At 62.8% G+C, this 12,384-nt stretch carries 14 protein-coding genes and 1 riboswitch; of the genes, 4 read left to right on the forward strand and 10 right to left on the reverse strand.

The genetic code is table 11. The annotated features are described in order from the left end of the window. Positions 1-85: 85 nt before the first annotated feature. Positions 86-291, reverse strand: a riboswitch (cobalamin riboswitch). Positions 292-540: 249 nt separating this feature from the next. The 4 genes from IYY11_RS16230 to IYY11_RS23095 all read right to left on the reverse strand — a co-directional run bounded on the left by IYY11_RS16230 (position 541) and on the right by IYY11_RS23095 (position 4,345). After that, entirely contained in the window at positions 541-1,929 is a 1,389-nt protein-coding gene (locus IYY11_RS16230; protein ID WP_196404805.1) for a M20/M25/M40 family metallo-hydrolase, read from the reverse strand. Between the two features lie 230 nt (positions 1,930-2,159). After that, entirely contained in the window at positions 2,160-3,557 is a 1,398-nt protein-coding gene (fumC, locus tag IYY11_RS16235) for a class II fumarate hydratase (RefSeq protein WP_196404806.1), read from the reverse strand. Positions 3,558-3,620: 63 nt separating this feature from the next. Next, a complete protein-coding gene (locus IYY11_RS16240; protein ID WP_196404807.1) occupies positions 3,621-4,190 on the reverse strand; it encodes a sigma-70 family RNA polymerase sigma factor in 570 nt (189 codons plus the stop codon). Next, on the reverse strand, positions 4,187-4,345 hold the full coding sequence (locus IYY11_RS23095) for a NepR family anti-sigma factor (RefSeq protein WP_312029745.1): 159 nt from the start codon (positions 4,343-4,345) through the stop codon (positions 4,187-4,189). Before IYY11_RS23095 ends, IYY11_RS16240 begins: the two co-directional genes overlap by 4 nt. On the opposite strand from IYY11_RS23095, the gene IYY11_RS23100 reads away from it, so the two are divergent. The 3 genes from IYY11_RS23100 (at position 4,283) to IYY11_RS16255 (ending at position 6,004) form a co-directional block, all read left to right on the forward strand. Continuing rightward, complete coding sequence (locus IYY11_RS23100; RefSeq protein ID WP_246720045.1) at positions 4,283-4,693, forward strand: hypothetical protein; 411 nt, start codon at positions 4,283-4,285, stop codon at positions 4,691-4,693. The genes IYY11_RS23095 and IYY11_RS23100 overlap by 63 nt on opposite strands. Before the next feature lie 59 nt (positions 4,694-4,752). Beyond that, complete coding sequence (locus IYY11_RS16250) at positions 4,753-5,568, forward strand: response regulator (RefSeq protein ID WP_196404809.1); 816 nt, start codon at positions 4,753-4,755, stop codon at positions 5,566-5,568. A gap of 157 nt (positions 5,569-5,725) precedes the next feature. Further along, complete coding sequence (locus IYY11_RS16255) at positions 5,726-6,004, forward strand: general stress protein (RefSeq protein ID WP_014891685.1); 279 nt, start codon at positions 5,726-5,728, stop codon at positions 6,002-6,004. A 12-nt stretch (positions 6,005-6,016) separates the two neighbouring features. On the opposite strand, the gene IYY11_RS16260 is transcribed toward IYY11_RS16255, so the two are convergent. From IYY11_RS16260 to IYY11_RS16285, 6 genes are all read right to left on the reverse strand, one after another. Then, the gene (locus IYY11_RS16260; protein WP_124739465.1) at positions 6,017-6,481 is read right to left on the reverse strand and encodes a PTS sugar transporter subunit IIA; all 465 of its coding nucleotides are present in this window, start codon (positions 6,479-6,481) and stop codon (positions 6,017-6,019) included. 167 nt (positions 6,482-6,648) lie between these two features. Beyond that, a complete protein-coding gene (gene hpf, locus IYY11_RS16265) occupies positions 6,649-7,242 on the reverse strand; it encodes a ribosome hibernation-promoting factor, HPF/YfiA family (RefSeq protein ID WP_029651872.1) in 594 nt (197 codons plus the stop codon). A 252-nt stretch (positions 7,243-7,494) separates the two neighbouring features. Continuing rightward, positions 7,495-9,060: an RNA polymerase factor sigma-54 gene (gene rpoN, locus IYY11_RS16270; RefSeq protein WP_196404810.1), complete on the reverse strand. Its 1,566-nt coding sequence runs from the start codon at positions 9,058-9,060 to the stop codon at positions 7,495-7,497. A 228-nt stretch (positions 9,061-9,288) separates the two neighbouring features. Then, on the reverse strand, positions 9,289-10,272 hold the full coding sequence (lptB, locus tag IYY11_RS16275; protein ID WP_196404811.1) for an LPS export ABC transporter ATP-binding protein: 984 nt from the start codon (positions 10,270-10,272) through the stop codon (positions 9,289-9,291). A gap of 124 nt (positions 10,273-10,396) precedes the next feature. Next, positions 10,397-11,002, reverse strand: a complete 606-nt coding sequence (gene leuD / locus IYY11_RS16280) for a 3-isopropylmalate dehydratase small subunit (protein ID WP_196404812.1) — start codon at positions 11,000-11,002, stop codon at positions 10,397-10,399. Between the two features lie 85 nt (positions 11,003-11,087). Beyond that, the gene (locus tag IYY11_RS16285; protein WP_196404813.1) at positions 11,088-11,606 is read right to left on the reverse strand and encodes a DUF2243 domain-containing protein; all 519 of its coding nucleotides are present in this window, start codon (positions 11,604-11,606) and stop codon (positions 11,088-11,090) included. A 125-nt stretch (positions 11,607-11,731) separates the two neighbouring features. On the opposite strand from IYY11_RS16285, the gene IYY11_RS16290 reads away from it, so the two are divergent. Then, positions 11,732-12,364 carry a Crp/Fnr family transcriptional regulator gene (locus IYY11_RS16290; protein WP_196394136.1) on the forward strand — a complete coding sequence of 211 codons (633 nt, stop codon included), beginning with the start codon at positions 11,732-11,734 and terminating at the stop codon, positions 12,362-12,364. Positions 12,365-12,384: the final 20 nt, after the last annotated feature.

The following is a 12,384-nucleotide window of genomic DNA, read 5'->3' on the forward strand; positions in this document are numbered from 1 at the left end:
GCCGTCACTGCGAAAGGTCTCCGCCACACGCCGCTAAAGGCGCAGGGCTTCGGCCGCATCGGTGCACCCCGCCCGACGCTTTCGCGCGTGACCACGAAGCGACGGCAGGTCTCCTGGCTCGCGGGTTGTCGCCTCGGACCGCCTTCCCAGAGCCTTATGGCTCCAGTGGCTTAGTGGTCGTCGGCTCGCCGCTTACAGTTGCGGGGGCAGCCGCGGAATTGCGCACGAAGCTGCGCGCTCACCGCATTCCCATTTTGATCCCCGAAGGGAACCGTCTGCCGCAAAATAGAATGCCGATCGCACGACAAGTCAAGGGCGACGCGACGATTGTCGTTGCGATTGAGCGAAGGGCCTTGGTCGTGAACGCGCATCCTGAAACGCCGCAGTCCTCGTGCTTCGAGACAGCGGCTTCGCGGCTTCCTCAGCATGAGGACTGCTTCTTGTAAATTCACACGCGAGACTTGAGGCCCCTCATCCTGAGGAGCCGCGAAGCGGCGTCTCGAAGGAGAGGGGCCGACTTCAATGCAATCAATTTCCAACTCAAGCCGCCGCCAGCGCCGCAAGCACGCGCGCCCAGGAGCGCATTCCCTTGTGGAACGATGTGTCGGAATATTTCTCGTTGGGCGAATGGATGCGGTCGTCGTCATGCGCGAAGCCGATCATCAGCGAATCCATATTGAGGTCGCGCTTGAAGGCGCCGACGATCGGTATCGAGCCGCCGCAGCCGGCGAGCACCGCTTCCTTTTCCCATTCTTCCGCCAGCGCGCGGCGCGCGCGATTGAGCGCCTCCGAGCCGAAGGGAAGTTGCAAAGCGTTCGAAGCGCCATGTGAAATGAATTCGGCCTTGGCGTCGGTCGGCAGACGCTCGCGCACGAAACTGCGGAAGCTTTCGAGGATCGTTTTCGCGTCCTGCTTGCCAACGAGGCGAAATGAGAATTTCGCCGACGCCTGCGCCGGCAGCACCGTCTTCGATCCTGCGCCTGTGTAGCCGCCGATGATTCCATTCACGTCGCAGGTCGGACGCGCCCAGATCTGCTCGATGATTCCGCGGCCGGTTTCGCCGCCAACGCGCGTGAGGCCGATTTCCGAAAGCCATTTGGCCTCGTCGAAGTCGATGGCGCGCCATTGCTCGGCGATCTCTTCGGGAATCTCCGGCACGCTGGCGTAGAAGCCCGGCAGCGTCACCTTGCCCTCGATGTCATGCAGATCGGCGATGATTTTCGCCAGCACATGAATCGGATTCAGCACCGGCCCGCCAAACATGCCGGAATGCAAATCATGGCTGGGCCCTTTGATGATCACCTCTTCGAGCGCGAGCCCGCGCAGCATCACCGTGATCGCCGGCGTCGACGCGTTCCACATGCTGGTGTCGCAGACGAGCGCGAGATCGGGCGCCGAAAGTTCGTCCTTATTCGCCGCGAGAAAGCCGGGAAGCGAGGGCGACCCCGTCTCCTCTTCGCCCTCGAACAGAAATGTGACGTTGCAGGGCAGACCGCCATTCGCCTCGAACGCGCGGCAGGCTTCGACGAAAGTCATCAGCTGGCCTTTGTCGTCCGAGGCGCCGCGGGCGACGATGTCCTTGCCATCCTTGCCCTCGGCAAGGTGAGGCGCGAAAGGCTCGGTGTCCCACAGTTCCAGCGGGTCTGGGGGCTGCACGTCATAATGGCCGTAGAACAGCACATGCGGCGCATCCTTGCGCTTCGCCTTGGCGTGGCCGACGACGATCGGATGGCCGGGCGTCTCGCGCACTTGCGCTTCGTAACCAAGGCCGTTGAGCTGATCCTTGAGCCAGTTCGCCGCGCGCAGACATTGCGCGCTATAGGCCGGATCGGTCGAAACGGAGGGAATGCGCAAGAGATCGAACAGGCGTTCTCTCGACGCGTCGAGATTGGCGTCTATGGTCGTGAGCACGGCGTCGATCGCGGCCATGAATTGAGCTCCTCGGTGAGAAGCCGAAACTAATGCGGATGCATGGCGAGGGGAAGACGCGGCGCGTGAGGCAGCGCATACCTCCCCCTTGCGGGGAGGTCGCGCTGCGCAGCAGCGCGGGTGGGGTGACATTAAGAGACGAGAGATAGAAAAATAATCACCCCACCCCGGCGCTTCGCGCCGACCCTCCCCATCAAGGGGAGGGTGTTTACGCAAGCTGCTTTGGTTGCTCACGCGCTCGGTGCGAGCATATTCTCCGGCCGCACGATTTCGTCGAACTCGATCTCCGTCACCTTGCCGGAAGCCAGCGCCTCTTCCTTCAGGCTCGTGCCGTTTTTGTGCGCGGCGCGGGCGATCTTCGAGGCCGCGTCATAGCCGATCTTCGGCGCCAGCGCGGTGACGAGCATTAGCGAGCGATCCAGGAAGCGCTTGATGTTGGCTTCATCCGCTTCAATGCCGTCGACGCAGCGCGCGACGAAACTGTTGATGCTATCGGAGAGCAGAATGGTCGATTCGAGCAGCGCGAAGCCGACGACGGGCTTCAGCACATTAAGTTCGAGATGGCCTTGCGAGGCGGCGAAGGTGATCGTCGAATTATTGCCGAAAACCCGCGTGCACACCATGGTCAGCGACTCGACCTGGGTGGGATTGACCTTGCCCGGCATGATCGACGAACCCGGCTCGTTCTCGGGAAGCCTCAGTTCCGCAAAGCCGGCGCGCGGCCCGGAGCCGAGCAGGCGAATGTCGCAGGCGATCTTATAGAGGCCCGACGCCAGCGCGTTAAGCGCGCCATGCGCGAAGACGATCGCATCGTGAGTCGCGAGCGCCTCGAATTTGTTAGGCGCCGAAACGAAAGGCAGTCCGGTCTGCTCGGCGATGTCGGCGGCGACCTCTTCGCCAAAGCCTTTGAAGGTGTTGACGCCGGTGCCGACCGCCGTGCCGCCCTGAGCGAGCTGCAGAAGATCGGCGAGCGTCGTTCTGATCCGCCTTTCCGCGTATTCGGCCTGCGCCGCATAGCCGGAAAACTCCTGGCCGAGCGTCACCGGCGTCGCATCCTGCAAATGGGTGCGGCCGATCTTGATGATATCGGCGAATTTCACCGCCTTGGCGTTGAGCGAAATATGCAGCCGCTCGACGGCGGGAATCAGCCGACCGGAGATCGTCGTGGCGCCGGCGATGTGAATGGCGGTCGGGAAACTGTCGTTCGACGACTGCCCGAGATTGACGTGATCGTTCGGATGCACCGGCGATTTCGACCCGCGCGGCGCGCCGAGCGTTTCATTGGCGCGATTGGCGATGACCTCATTGACGTTCATGTTGGTCTGGGTGCCGGAGCCGGTCTGCCAGACGACGAGCGGAAAATGCGCGTCGAGCTTCCCGTCGATCACCTCGCGCGCCGCGGCGACGATCGCGTCGGCGATGTTAGGCGCGAGCAGGCCCTTCCTGGCGTTGACCTTGGCGGCCGCGAGCTTGATGCGCGCCAGCGCATGCACGATCTCGATCGGCATGAGATCGCCGCCGATCGGAAAATTCTCCCGCGAGCGTTCCGTCTGCGCGCCCCAATAGGCCCAGGACGGCACGGCGATGTCGCCGAAGGAGTCGCGTTCAATTCTATGATCGTCGGTCATCGGCTGGCTCGCATGGGAAGGGGCGTTTCGCGCGCCTCCCTATGCGGCATTTCCGAGCAGCGTTCAATCGCGCGTGGCTGCGGAGAGCTGCTCGGCCGAGGACCATTCGCGCGGCTCGGCGCTCGGCGGCGCCGACATCAGGTCGGAGAGCCGATTGCGGGCGCGATTCACCCGGCTCTTCATCGTGCCCGGCGCGCAGCCGCAGATTTGAGCAGCTTCCTCATATGACATGCCGGACGCGCCGACCAGGATCAGCGCTTCGCGCTGATCGAGCGGCAATTTTTGCATCGCGTCGCGGAAGTCGAGAAAATCCATATGCGCATGTTGCGAGTCCGGCGCGACCAGTCGTCCGGCGATCAGGCCGTCGGGATCGGGGGCCTCGCGTCGGCGCTTGCGAAATTCGCTGTAGTAGATGTTGCGCAGAATCGTGAACAGCCAGGCGGTGAGATTGGTGCCTTCCGAAAACGTCGCGAGGCTGCCCCAGGCCTTGACCAAGGTTTCCTGAACAAGGTCGTCGGCGCGATCGGAGTTTCCGCAAATCGACACCGCGAAGGCGCGCAAGCTCGGGATGGCTGAGATCAGATCAGCCCTCAATCCCTGTCCTGCCGAATGCGCTTCTTCGCTTGCCTTCACTCACTCTTCCTCGGCGCGCTTGACGTCGCCGGGGAGGATAGCACATTCGTTTCGAGTTGGTTCAAAAGTTTCAGAAACCGATCGGGAACCGGTTGAGCCGCGACATCGTCATAGAGATTGCGAAGCTCCTTTCCGATCGAGTCCTGGAATTCCACTGGCCGCTGTCGCAGGACCGGCTGTGCGCCGCAGCGCGCCTCCCCTGCTCCTCGGCGACGATCGCCGAATTCGTCACGTGTCATCACCCACCCTGCAAACGTCCCCACCCTTCGAGGGCCTGGTTTGGAAGAATACCGCCCGTCGCCTGCGAAAGCGTCGTCGTCTGCTTTCGGGCGCGCAACTATATTCTCCGGATTCTTATTCCCCATGGAGCCCTCTATTTTAATATGCATGATTTCTGGAGCCGTCGCGTTATACTGCGCCGCAAGGACGATAGGCAAAACGCACCGCTGAAGGATTGGTTCCCTAAAATGCCGAGCAGTTTTGACGTATTGTCCAAGTTTTGAATCTGCTTAGCCCGCACTCCTCTCCTCCGCGAGGCTAGATGCTGCTGGAGTTGTAAGACATGTCGGCGTCAAAGGAAATTTCAGCGCATATTCCCTATTTGAGACGTTTTGCGCGTGCCTTGGTGGGCGATCGCGAGGGTGGCGACGCCTATGTGCTGGCCACTCTCGAAACCGTTGTCGCGGAACCAAGCCGCATCACAGATTCCGATGACCTACGCATCGCTGTATATCGCCTGTTCCTTGACGTCTGGGCGGCGTCGCCGATTAACGCCCACACCGACCGCTCCGGCGCGCTGGCGGAAAACGGCCGACGCAATCTCGACGCGATTTCGCTGAAGCCGCGAATCGCCTTCTTGCTGCAGGCGCTCGAAGGATTCGATCTCGACCAGATTGGTCAGACTCTAAAGGTTTCGGAGGTCGAGGCTGGCGCCCTGATCGAGGCGGCAAACGGCGAGATCGCCGACCAGATCGCGACCGACGTGCTGATTATCGAGGACGAGCCCCTGATCGCCCATGACCTGAGGAGCATCGTTGAGGAGCTGGGACATCGGGTGGTCGGCATGCCGCGCACGCACGCCGAGGCGCTGGCGGCCATCGAAGAAGGCAACCCGGGACTGATTCTCGCCGATATCCAGCTCGCGGACGGCAGTTCCGGGCTCGACGCCGTAAACGAGATCCTCGTCTCTCTGTCCATCCCGGTGATCTTCGTCACCGCCTACCCTGAGCGGTTTTTGACCGGCGAGCCGCCCGAACCGGCCTTTCTGATCGCCAAACCCTTCAATGTCGAAAGCCTGAAGGCCGTCATCAGTCAGGCGCTGTTTTTCGAACGCCGCGCCGGACGCCGCGAACAAAGCGCGCCGCGGGTCGGCATGTGAGTTTCTGATCCTGTTGCAAACATTAGTTTTTTGCGCCCGCGCCACCCCCGACGGAAGGATCCTTCGGGACTGCGAAGATAAATCGCCGCCTCCCAGAAACATTGGCCGACCCGGCGAGTTATAGCCGAAGGTGCTGGGAAACCACGAGAGGCGGCCCATGGAGGAGAATAAAAAATCCAGTCGCGGTTTTGCGTCAATGGATCCCGAAAAGCAGCGGGCCATCGCACGCAAGGGCGGCCAGAGCGTTCCTGACGAGAAACGAAGTTTCTCGCAGAACCCCGATCTCGCGGCCCGGGCAGGGCGCAAGGGCGGTCAAAGCGTGAATCCGGCCAAGCGGAGCTTCTCGCGCGATCATGCGCTCGCTTCGGAAGCCGGCCGCAAGGGCGGACACGCCTCGCATGGAGGCGGCGCCCAAAAACGCAGCGCGCCGCTCTAAGGAGCGGCGCAACTATGCCGCAAACGGCTTCGAGCGCTGCGCGATCAGCGAATACAGCGCGTCGTCGTCGCGCGTCCCGCGTATCGTCGCCACGAGGCCTTGCTCCCTTAACATGCGGGCCGCGCAGGCAAGCGCCTTGAGATGGTCAGCGCCCGAACTCTCGGGCGTGAGTATCATGAAAACGAGATCGACCGGCGCGCCGTCTAGAGAGCCGAAGTCGACCGGACGGTCAAGCCGGCCGAAGACCCCGTAAATCCCCTTCAATTTCGCAAGCTTGCCGTGTGGAATGGCGATGCCTTCGCCAATTCCCGTCGAGCCCAGCCGCTCGCGGTGAAGAAGCGCATCGAAGATCTCACGCGCGGGAAGCCCGCAAATTTTCGCAGCCTTCTCGCTGAGTTCCTGGAGAAGGTGCTTCTTCGTCGTCGCCTTCAGCGAGGCGCAAACCGAATCGGGCGAAACCAAGTCCGTTGGCCGCATGCGACGTTCATCCTGCTTCTCATGGGAGGTCTAGGGCCGAGGAAGGCTCCGACCATCCTTGAAATTTCAACGTCTCGCTATTTTCGCCAAAACCCGAAGGACGTGGGAAAATGGCAAGATACGTGCCGAGAAGGCCGTTATTATGGCCGTCCCACGACGTTTTGCCGTCAGCGCGCATCGCCTTCCGACTCGGGGGTGTCGATCCAGCCGATATTCTCGTCGCCGCGTCGATAGACGACATTCACACGGCCGGTGTTGGCGTGCCGGAACACCACGACCGGCGCGCCAGTGAGGTCGAGGTCGAGCACCGCCGCCGAAACCGACAGCCGGCGCAACTGCGTGGTGGATTCGGCGATGATCGCGGGGCTGAACTCCGCCGATGCCTCATTTTCCTGATCGGGCGCCTCAAGCACGTGATAGGCGACGACCTCGGCCTGCGCGCCGTCTCCCGCGCCGTGGCCGTGCTCGTGATGGCTCTTGAGCCTGCTCTTGTAGCGGCGCAGGCGCTTTTCGATGCGTTCCGCCGCCTGATCGAACGAGGCGTAAGGCTCCTGCGCCCGGCCGTCAGCCTGAAGCACGATTCCTGAGGCGAGATGCAGGCTGCAGTCGGCCCGAAAGCCCGAGCCCTCCGGCGAGATGGTGACGTGGCCGCTGACTCGGCCGTCAAAATATTTCGCCGCGGCCGTCTCCAGCCTCTGCGTCACATGAGCCCGAAGCGCTTCGCCAATGTTGATGTTCTTGCCGGAAACCCTAAGAGACATTTTGCAATCCGAACTTTCGTTGTGAGCGAAGTTTCGGCCGCGGAAAGGGCCAGCCGCGCGCCTGCCGCGCCGCCGTCAGACCAACCGCCCAATGCGCCCCATCCGCCCTGGAACTCCGCCTGAGGGGTCGGCGAATCGCCCGCCATCTAGCCAGACAGCGGAAATTCCGCGCAGCGTTAGAAGCCTCGGCGTGCGAAGTCAATGGAGTCTTCACTCCGGGCGAAGCTTCAAGCCGAGGACGACATAGGACAATTAATGGGCTGTCATGCGCGCCTGCGCAAGCTTGGCGCGGCGTCGATCGACCGAGGATGGAATGCGCAAACTGTCGCGGTATTTCGCGACCGTGCGCCGGGCGATTTCGATGTCGTTCGCCTTCAGCCGTTCGACGATTGCGTCGTCCGACAGGATGCCGTCGGGCGTTTCCCGATCAATCATCTGCTTGATGCGAAAGCGCACCGCCTCGGCCGAATGCGCGGCGGCGCCGCTCGTCGTGGCGATCGACGCGGAGAAGAAATATTTGAGCTCGAAGACGCCGCGCGGCGTCATCATGTATTTGTTCGACGTCACTCGCGAGACCGTCGACTCATGCATGCCGATCGCATCGGCGACCGTGCGCAGATTCAGCGGACGCAGATGTTCGACGCCATGCGTGAGAAAGGCGTCCTGCAATCGCACGATTTCAGAAGCGACGCGGAGAATAGTGCGGGCCCTCTGCTCGAGACTCTTGGTCAACCAATTGGCGTTCTGCAGGCAGCTCGAAATGAAGCTTTTGTCGGCGGGGCCGGTGGCGACGGCGCTGACTTGCGCCGCATAACTATGATTGACCAAGACGCGGGGCAGCGCGTCGGCGTTGAGCTCCACATGCCAGGCGCCGTCCGCGGCGGCGCGAACAATGACGTCGGCGACGAGCGGCTGAATTGGGGCGCCGCCGAACGCTCGGCCGGGCTTGGGCTCCAGCCGACGCAGCTCCGCCGCCATGTCGGCGATATCTTCGTCGTCGACGCCGCACAGCTTGGCGAGTTGCGCAAAATCGCGGCGCGCGACGAGCGGGAGATTGGCCACGAACGCTTGCATCGCCGGATCGTAGCGGTCGCGCTCCTTGAGCTGGATCGCGAGGCACTCCGCGAGATCGCGCGCGCCGACGCCGGAAGGGTCGAAGGTCTGGATCGTCGCCAGAATGTGCTCGGCCTCCGCCCTGTCCGCCTCGAGACGCGCGGCGATCTCGCCAAGCTCCTCTCGCAGATAACCGCTCTCATCGATCGCATCGATGATCGATTGGCCGATGATCCTGTGACGCGGATCGGGGCAGGCGAGCGCCAGCTGTTCGGCGAGATGCTCGTGGAGGCTCTGCCGATCGGCGACATAAGCTTCGAGATTGGGCGCTTCCCCGTCAGCCGGCCCACCGCCAGCGGCCCCGGTCCAGGAGGTCGCCGAAAGACCGGCGCCGTCAGGGGCCTCATCCCGCGCCCGCTCCCCGATCGAAGGACCCTCGGGCTCAAAAGCGTTGCTCATGTCGGCGCCGAGATCGGCGGAGAGCGTCGCCGAGTCGACGGCGAGATCTTGCTGCGCCCAGTCGCCCTCCTGCGGCCCTTCAAAGGGCTCCGCCGCGCTCGGCTCCGCGCCCTGGGAAGGATCGGCCGCGTCGACGCCGCCATCGCCGTCCTGCGCTTCGAGCAGCGGATTGCGCTCGAGCTCGTCGTGCAAAAAGGCGGCAAGCTCCAAATTGGAAAACTGCAGCAGCTTGATCGCCTGGAGCAGCTGCGGCGTCATCACCAGGGCTTGGCCCTGACGCATCATCAATTTGGTGGAAATCGCCATAGTCGCTCGGCCCACTCGATACGCGATCGGCCGCCGCTCTGCGGCCCGGTTCTTGCTTATATCACTTCGGCTAAGCGCGCCTAGGGCCAAAAAAGCAGCGCGCGTCGGGGCAAAACGCCTAAGCCTTAATCAACCTTCGTGATCGTGAACCTGCCCCGATTTCTCAGGGCGAAGACGACCCTGTCGCATCAATGTTGGCTGGGGCGCCGCCGAGCGGCGCCTGTGGCGCTACATGCGGAAATCTTCGCCAAGATAGATGCGTCGAACGTCGGGATTGGCGACGATTTCGTCAGGCGTTCCTTCGGTCAGCACATGGCCGTTGTAGATGATGTAGGCGCGGTCGGTGAGCCCCAGCGTCTCGCGAACGCTATGATCGGTGATGAGCACGCCAATGCCGCGCGCTTTGAGATGCCGCACGAGATCCTGAATGCCGCCGACCGCGATCGGGTCAATGCCGGCGAAGGGCTCGTCGAGCAGCATGAAGGAGGGATGCCCGGCGAGCGCGCGGGCGATCTCGCAGCGACGCCGTTCGCCGCCCGATAGCGCCACGGCGGGCGTGTGGCGCATGCGGGTGAGGCGGAACTCTTCGAGAAGCGCCTCCAGCTCCTCCTCGCGCTTTTTGACGTCGGGCTGGGTGATCTCGAGCACGGCGCGGATGTTGTCCTCGACCGAGAGGCCCCGGAACACCGACGCCTCCTGCGGCAGATAGCCGATTCCGAGCCGCGCGCGGCGATACATCGGCAGCGGCGTCACATCATAGCCGTCGAGCGAAATCATGCCCTTGTCGGGCTTCACCAGCCCTGTGATCATATAGAAAACAGTGGTTTTGCCGGCGCCGTTGGGGCCCAGCAGCCCGACCGCCTCGCCGCGCGCCACATGCAGGCTGACGTCTTCGACGACGCGGCGCGCTTTGTAGGACTTCGCCAGATTATGGATGGAAAGCAGGCCTTGTCCGTCGAATCCGGCAGGCTCCCGATAGGCGGAGCCGGGCTCGAAGGCCGGCGGCTCAGCTTGTTCGTTTGTCGGCGTGGGTCCCCAGAAGCTTGCGTCGCGCGCCGCCTCGTCGGAATCGGCGCCTAAGTTTTGAGCGTCACGCCATTGGCCTTCCGCGATGTCGTCGGGCTTTCGCGAGCGCCTCACGCCGTGAGCGAGCCGCGCCAGCGACTGGCCGGCGGCGCGAAAACGCATGGAAAGGGCGGAAAGATAACTCAAGCGCGCCTTGTCCGTCGCTCTGGGCGTCCAGCGGTTGGAAGCGACGCTCGCCGCCCCGTCGGGGGCGCCAAAGGCCGCTTCGGAAACATTAGCCCGGCGCCGGGTTGCGGCGCCAATGTTGCTGTCAGGCCCAAGGGCGCTTCGCCGCAGCCTGCTTTTCGTAGTCGTCGATCTTTTCGGCTTTTTGGAGGGTCAGACCGATGTCGTCGAGCCCGTTCAGCAGGCAGTGCTTGCGAAAGGGGTCGATGTCGAATGTGATCACGCCGCCGTCCGGCCCGCGGATCTCCTGCGCCGCGAGGTCGACGGTCAGGGTGGCGTTGGCGCCGCGTTTGGCGTCGTCCATCAGCCTGTCGAGTTCGGCCTCGCTGACCGCGATCGGCAAAATCCCATTCTTGAAGCAATTGTTATAGAAAATATCGGCGAAGCTCGTCGAAATGATGCAGCGGAGCCCGAAGTCGAGCAGCGCCCAAGGCGCGTGTTCGCGCGACGAGCCGCAGCCGAAATTGTCGCCGGCGACGAGGATGCGGGCGTTGCGGTAGGCTGGCTGATTTAAGACGAAATCGGGATTCTCGGAGCCGTCGTCGCGATAGCGCATCTCCGAAAAGAGGCCCTTGCCGAGGCCGGTGCGCTGAATGGTTTTGAGATACTGCTTGGGGATGATCATGTCCGTATCGACGTTCATGATCGGCAGCGGTGCGGCGACGCCCGTCAGCGTGGTGAACTTGTCCATGTTTCTTTCGGTGTGGCGCGAGGAAGTCTAGCGCCCTTTACCAAATCGCCGCAGCGAGGGCAAAGCGCGAAGGGACGCGGGGTCGCTAAACCTCGCTCCCCGCCTCCGCCTTGCCGCCGCGCAGAAGCAGAAAGCCGGCCAGCAACATCGCGGCGCCCCAGATGATGAAGCCCGCGTCATAGATCGGCCACTGGGCGCGATCGACTCGTTCATTCACGTGATGGATGCCGAGGACAAGATGGTTGATGACGCCATCGTAGAGGTTGAAACCGCCCCAGCCGATCAGCAGCGCGCCCGCCAGGCGCCGGCCGGACCACATGTAACCGGCGCGGCGCGAGGCGCGCCACAGAAGGAACAGTCCCAGGCCGACGCAGACATAAGCGAAACTGTGCAACATCCCGTCCCAATAGGTGTTGAACTCCATGCCCTCGACAGTGCCGGCGGGGCTCCAGTTGCTGACCAGATGATGCCATTGCAAGAGTTGATGCAGAACGATGCCGTCAAAAAAGATGCCAAGGCCCACGCCAAGAATGATCGCGGCGGCGGTCGGAAAGGCGCCCCTGGCGCGGGCGCGGGCGGGACGAATGCTGGCTGACTGCGTCATGGCGATTCCTGCTCCACCCCGTAGACCTTTGCAACGCCCGGGGCCGCGACGTGTTCCGCCCTCGCATTTTCACAAAGTCTTCTGCTAAAGGTGTTGGGCGAAGCTGAAGTCCGAGCGATCTCGCCATGACGCTGCCCACGACGCTGAACGGTCTGCTTATCGAAGTCATCGGCTATCTCGCCGCGGCGGCGAGCGTGTTCGTTTATGTGTCGAACACCATGATCCCGCTGCGGATCGCGGCGATCCTCGCCAATGCGCTGTTCGCCGCCTACTTTTTTCTCAAGGGTCTCTACCCGCTCTTCGCGCTCAACGCCTTTCTGGTCCCAGTCAACATCGTGCGGCTCAGGCAGATCCGGCGGCTCGTTCAGGACATTCGCGCCGCCGCCTCCGAGGATTTCGATTTCGAATGGCTGCGTCCCTATATGCGGCCCATAAAGCTTTCCGAAGGCTTCGTCCTTCATCGCATCGGCGATCTGTCCGAGGAAGCCTATCTCTTGGTGCACGGCGAGATCCATCTGCGCGAACCCGACGTCACGCTGAAGCCCGGCACGCTGTTTGGCGAGATGGGCATGTTCACCAATGAAAATCGCCGCACCGCCACCGCGGTCGCAGCGACCGACGTCGAGCTTCTTTGCGTGCGCTATGACGATCTCTTGCAGCTCGCGGCGCAGACTCCGCAATTTGGCTTTTACCTGATGCGGCTCATGGTTCGGCGCATGCAGCATAATGTGGAGCTCGCCCGCGCCCGCAAAGGATGAGCTGCGCACGTCAATCCCAT

This window comes from Methylocystis sp. H62 (assembly GCF_015709515.1).
Lineage (GTDB): Bacteria > Pseudomonadota > Alphaproteobacteria > Rhizobiales > Beijerinckiaceae > Methylocystis.

Bases quoted from the DNA above. Each gene is read 5' to 3' on its own strand.
- IYY11_RS16230 (WP_196404805.1), bottom strand. From the start codon at position 1,929: ATGGCCGCGATCGACGCCGTGCTCACGACCATAGACGCCAATCTCGAC.
- fumC (WP_196404806.1), bottom strand. From the start codon at position 3,557: ATGACCGACGATCATAGAATTGAACGCGACTCCTTCGGCGACATCGCC.
- IYY11_RS16250 (WP_196404809.1), top strand. From the start codon at position 4,753: ATGTCGGCGTCAAAGGAAATTTCAGCGCATATTCCCTATTTGAGACGT.
- IYY11_RS16255 (WP_014891685.1), top strand. From the start codon at position 5,726: ATGGAGGAGAATAAAAAATCCAGTCGCGGTTTTGCGTCAATGGATCCC.
- IYY11_RS16260 (WP_124739465.1), bottom strand. From the start codon at position 6,481: ATGCGGCCAACGGACTTGGTTTCGCCCGATTCGGTTTGCGCCTCGCTG.
- hpf (WP_029651872.1), bottom strand. From the start codon at position 7,242: ATGTCTCTTAGGGTTTCCGGCAAGAACATCAACATTGGCGAAGCGCTT.
- rpoN (WP_196404810.1), bottom strand. From the start codon at position 9,060: ATGGCGATTTCCACCAAATTGATGATGCGTCAGGGCCAAGCCCTGGTG.
- leuD (WP_196404812.1), bottom strand. From the start codon at position 11,002: ATGGACAAGTTCACCACGCTGACGGGCGTCGCCGCACCGCTGCCGATC.
- IYY11_RS16285 (WP_196404813.1), bottom strand. From the start codon at position 11,606: ATGACGCAGTCAGCCAGCATTCGTCCCGCCCGCGCCCGCGCCAGGGGC.
- IYY11_RS16290 (WP_196394136.1), top strand. From the start codon at position 11,732: ATGACGCTGCCCACGACGCTGAACGGTCTGCTTATCGAAGTCATCGGC.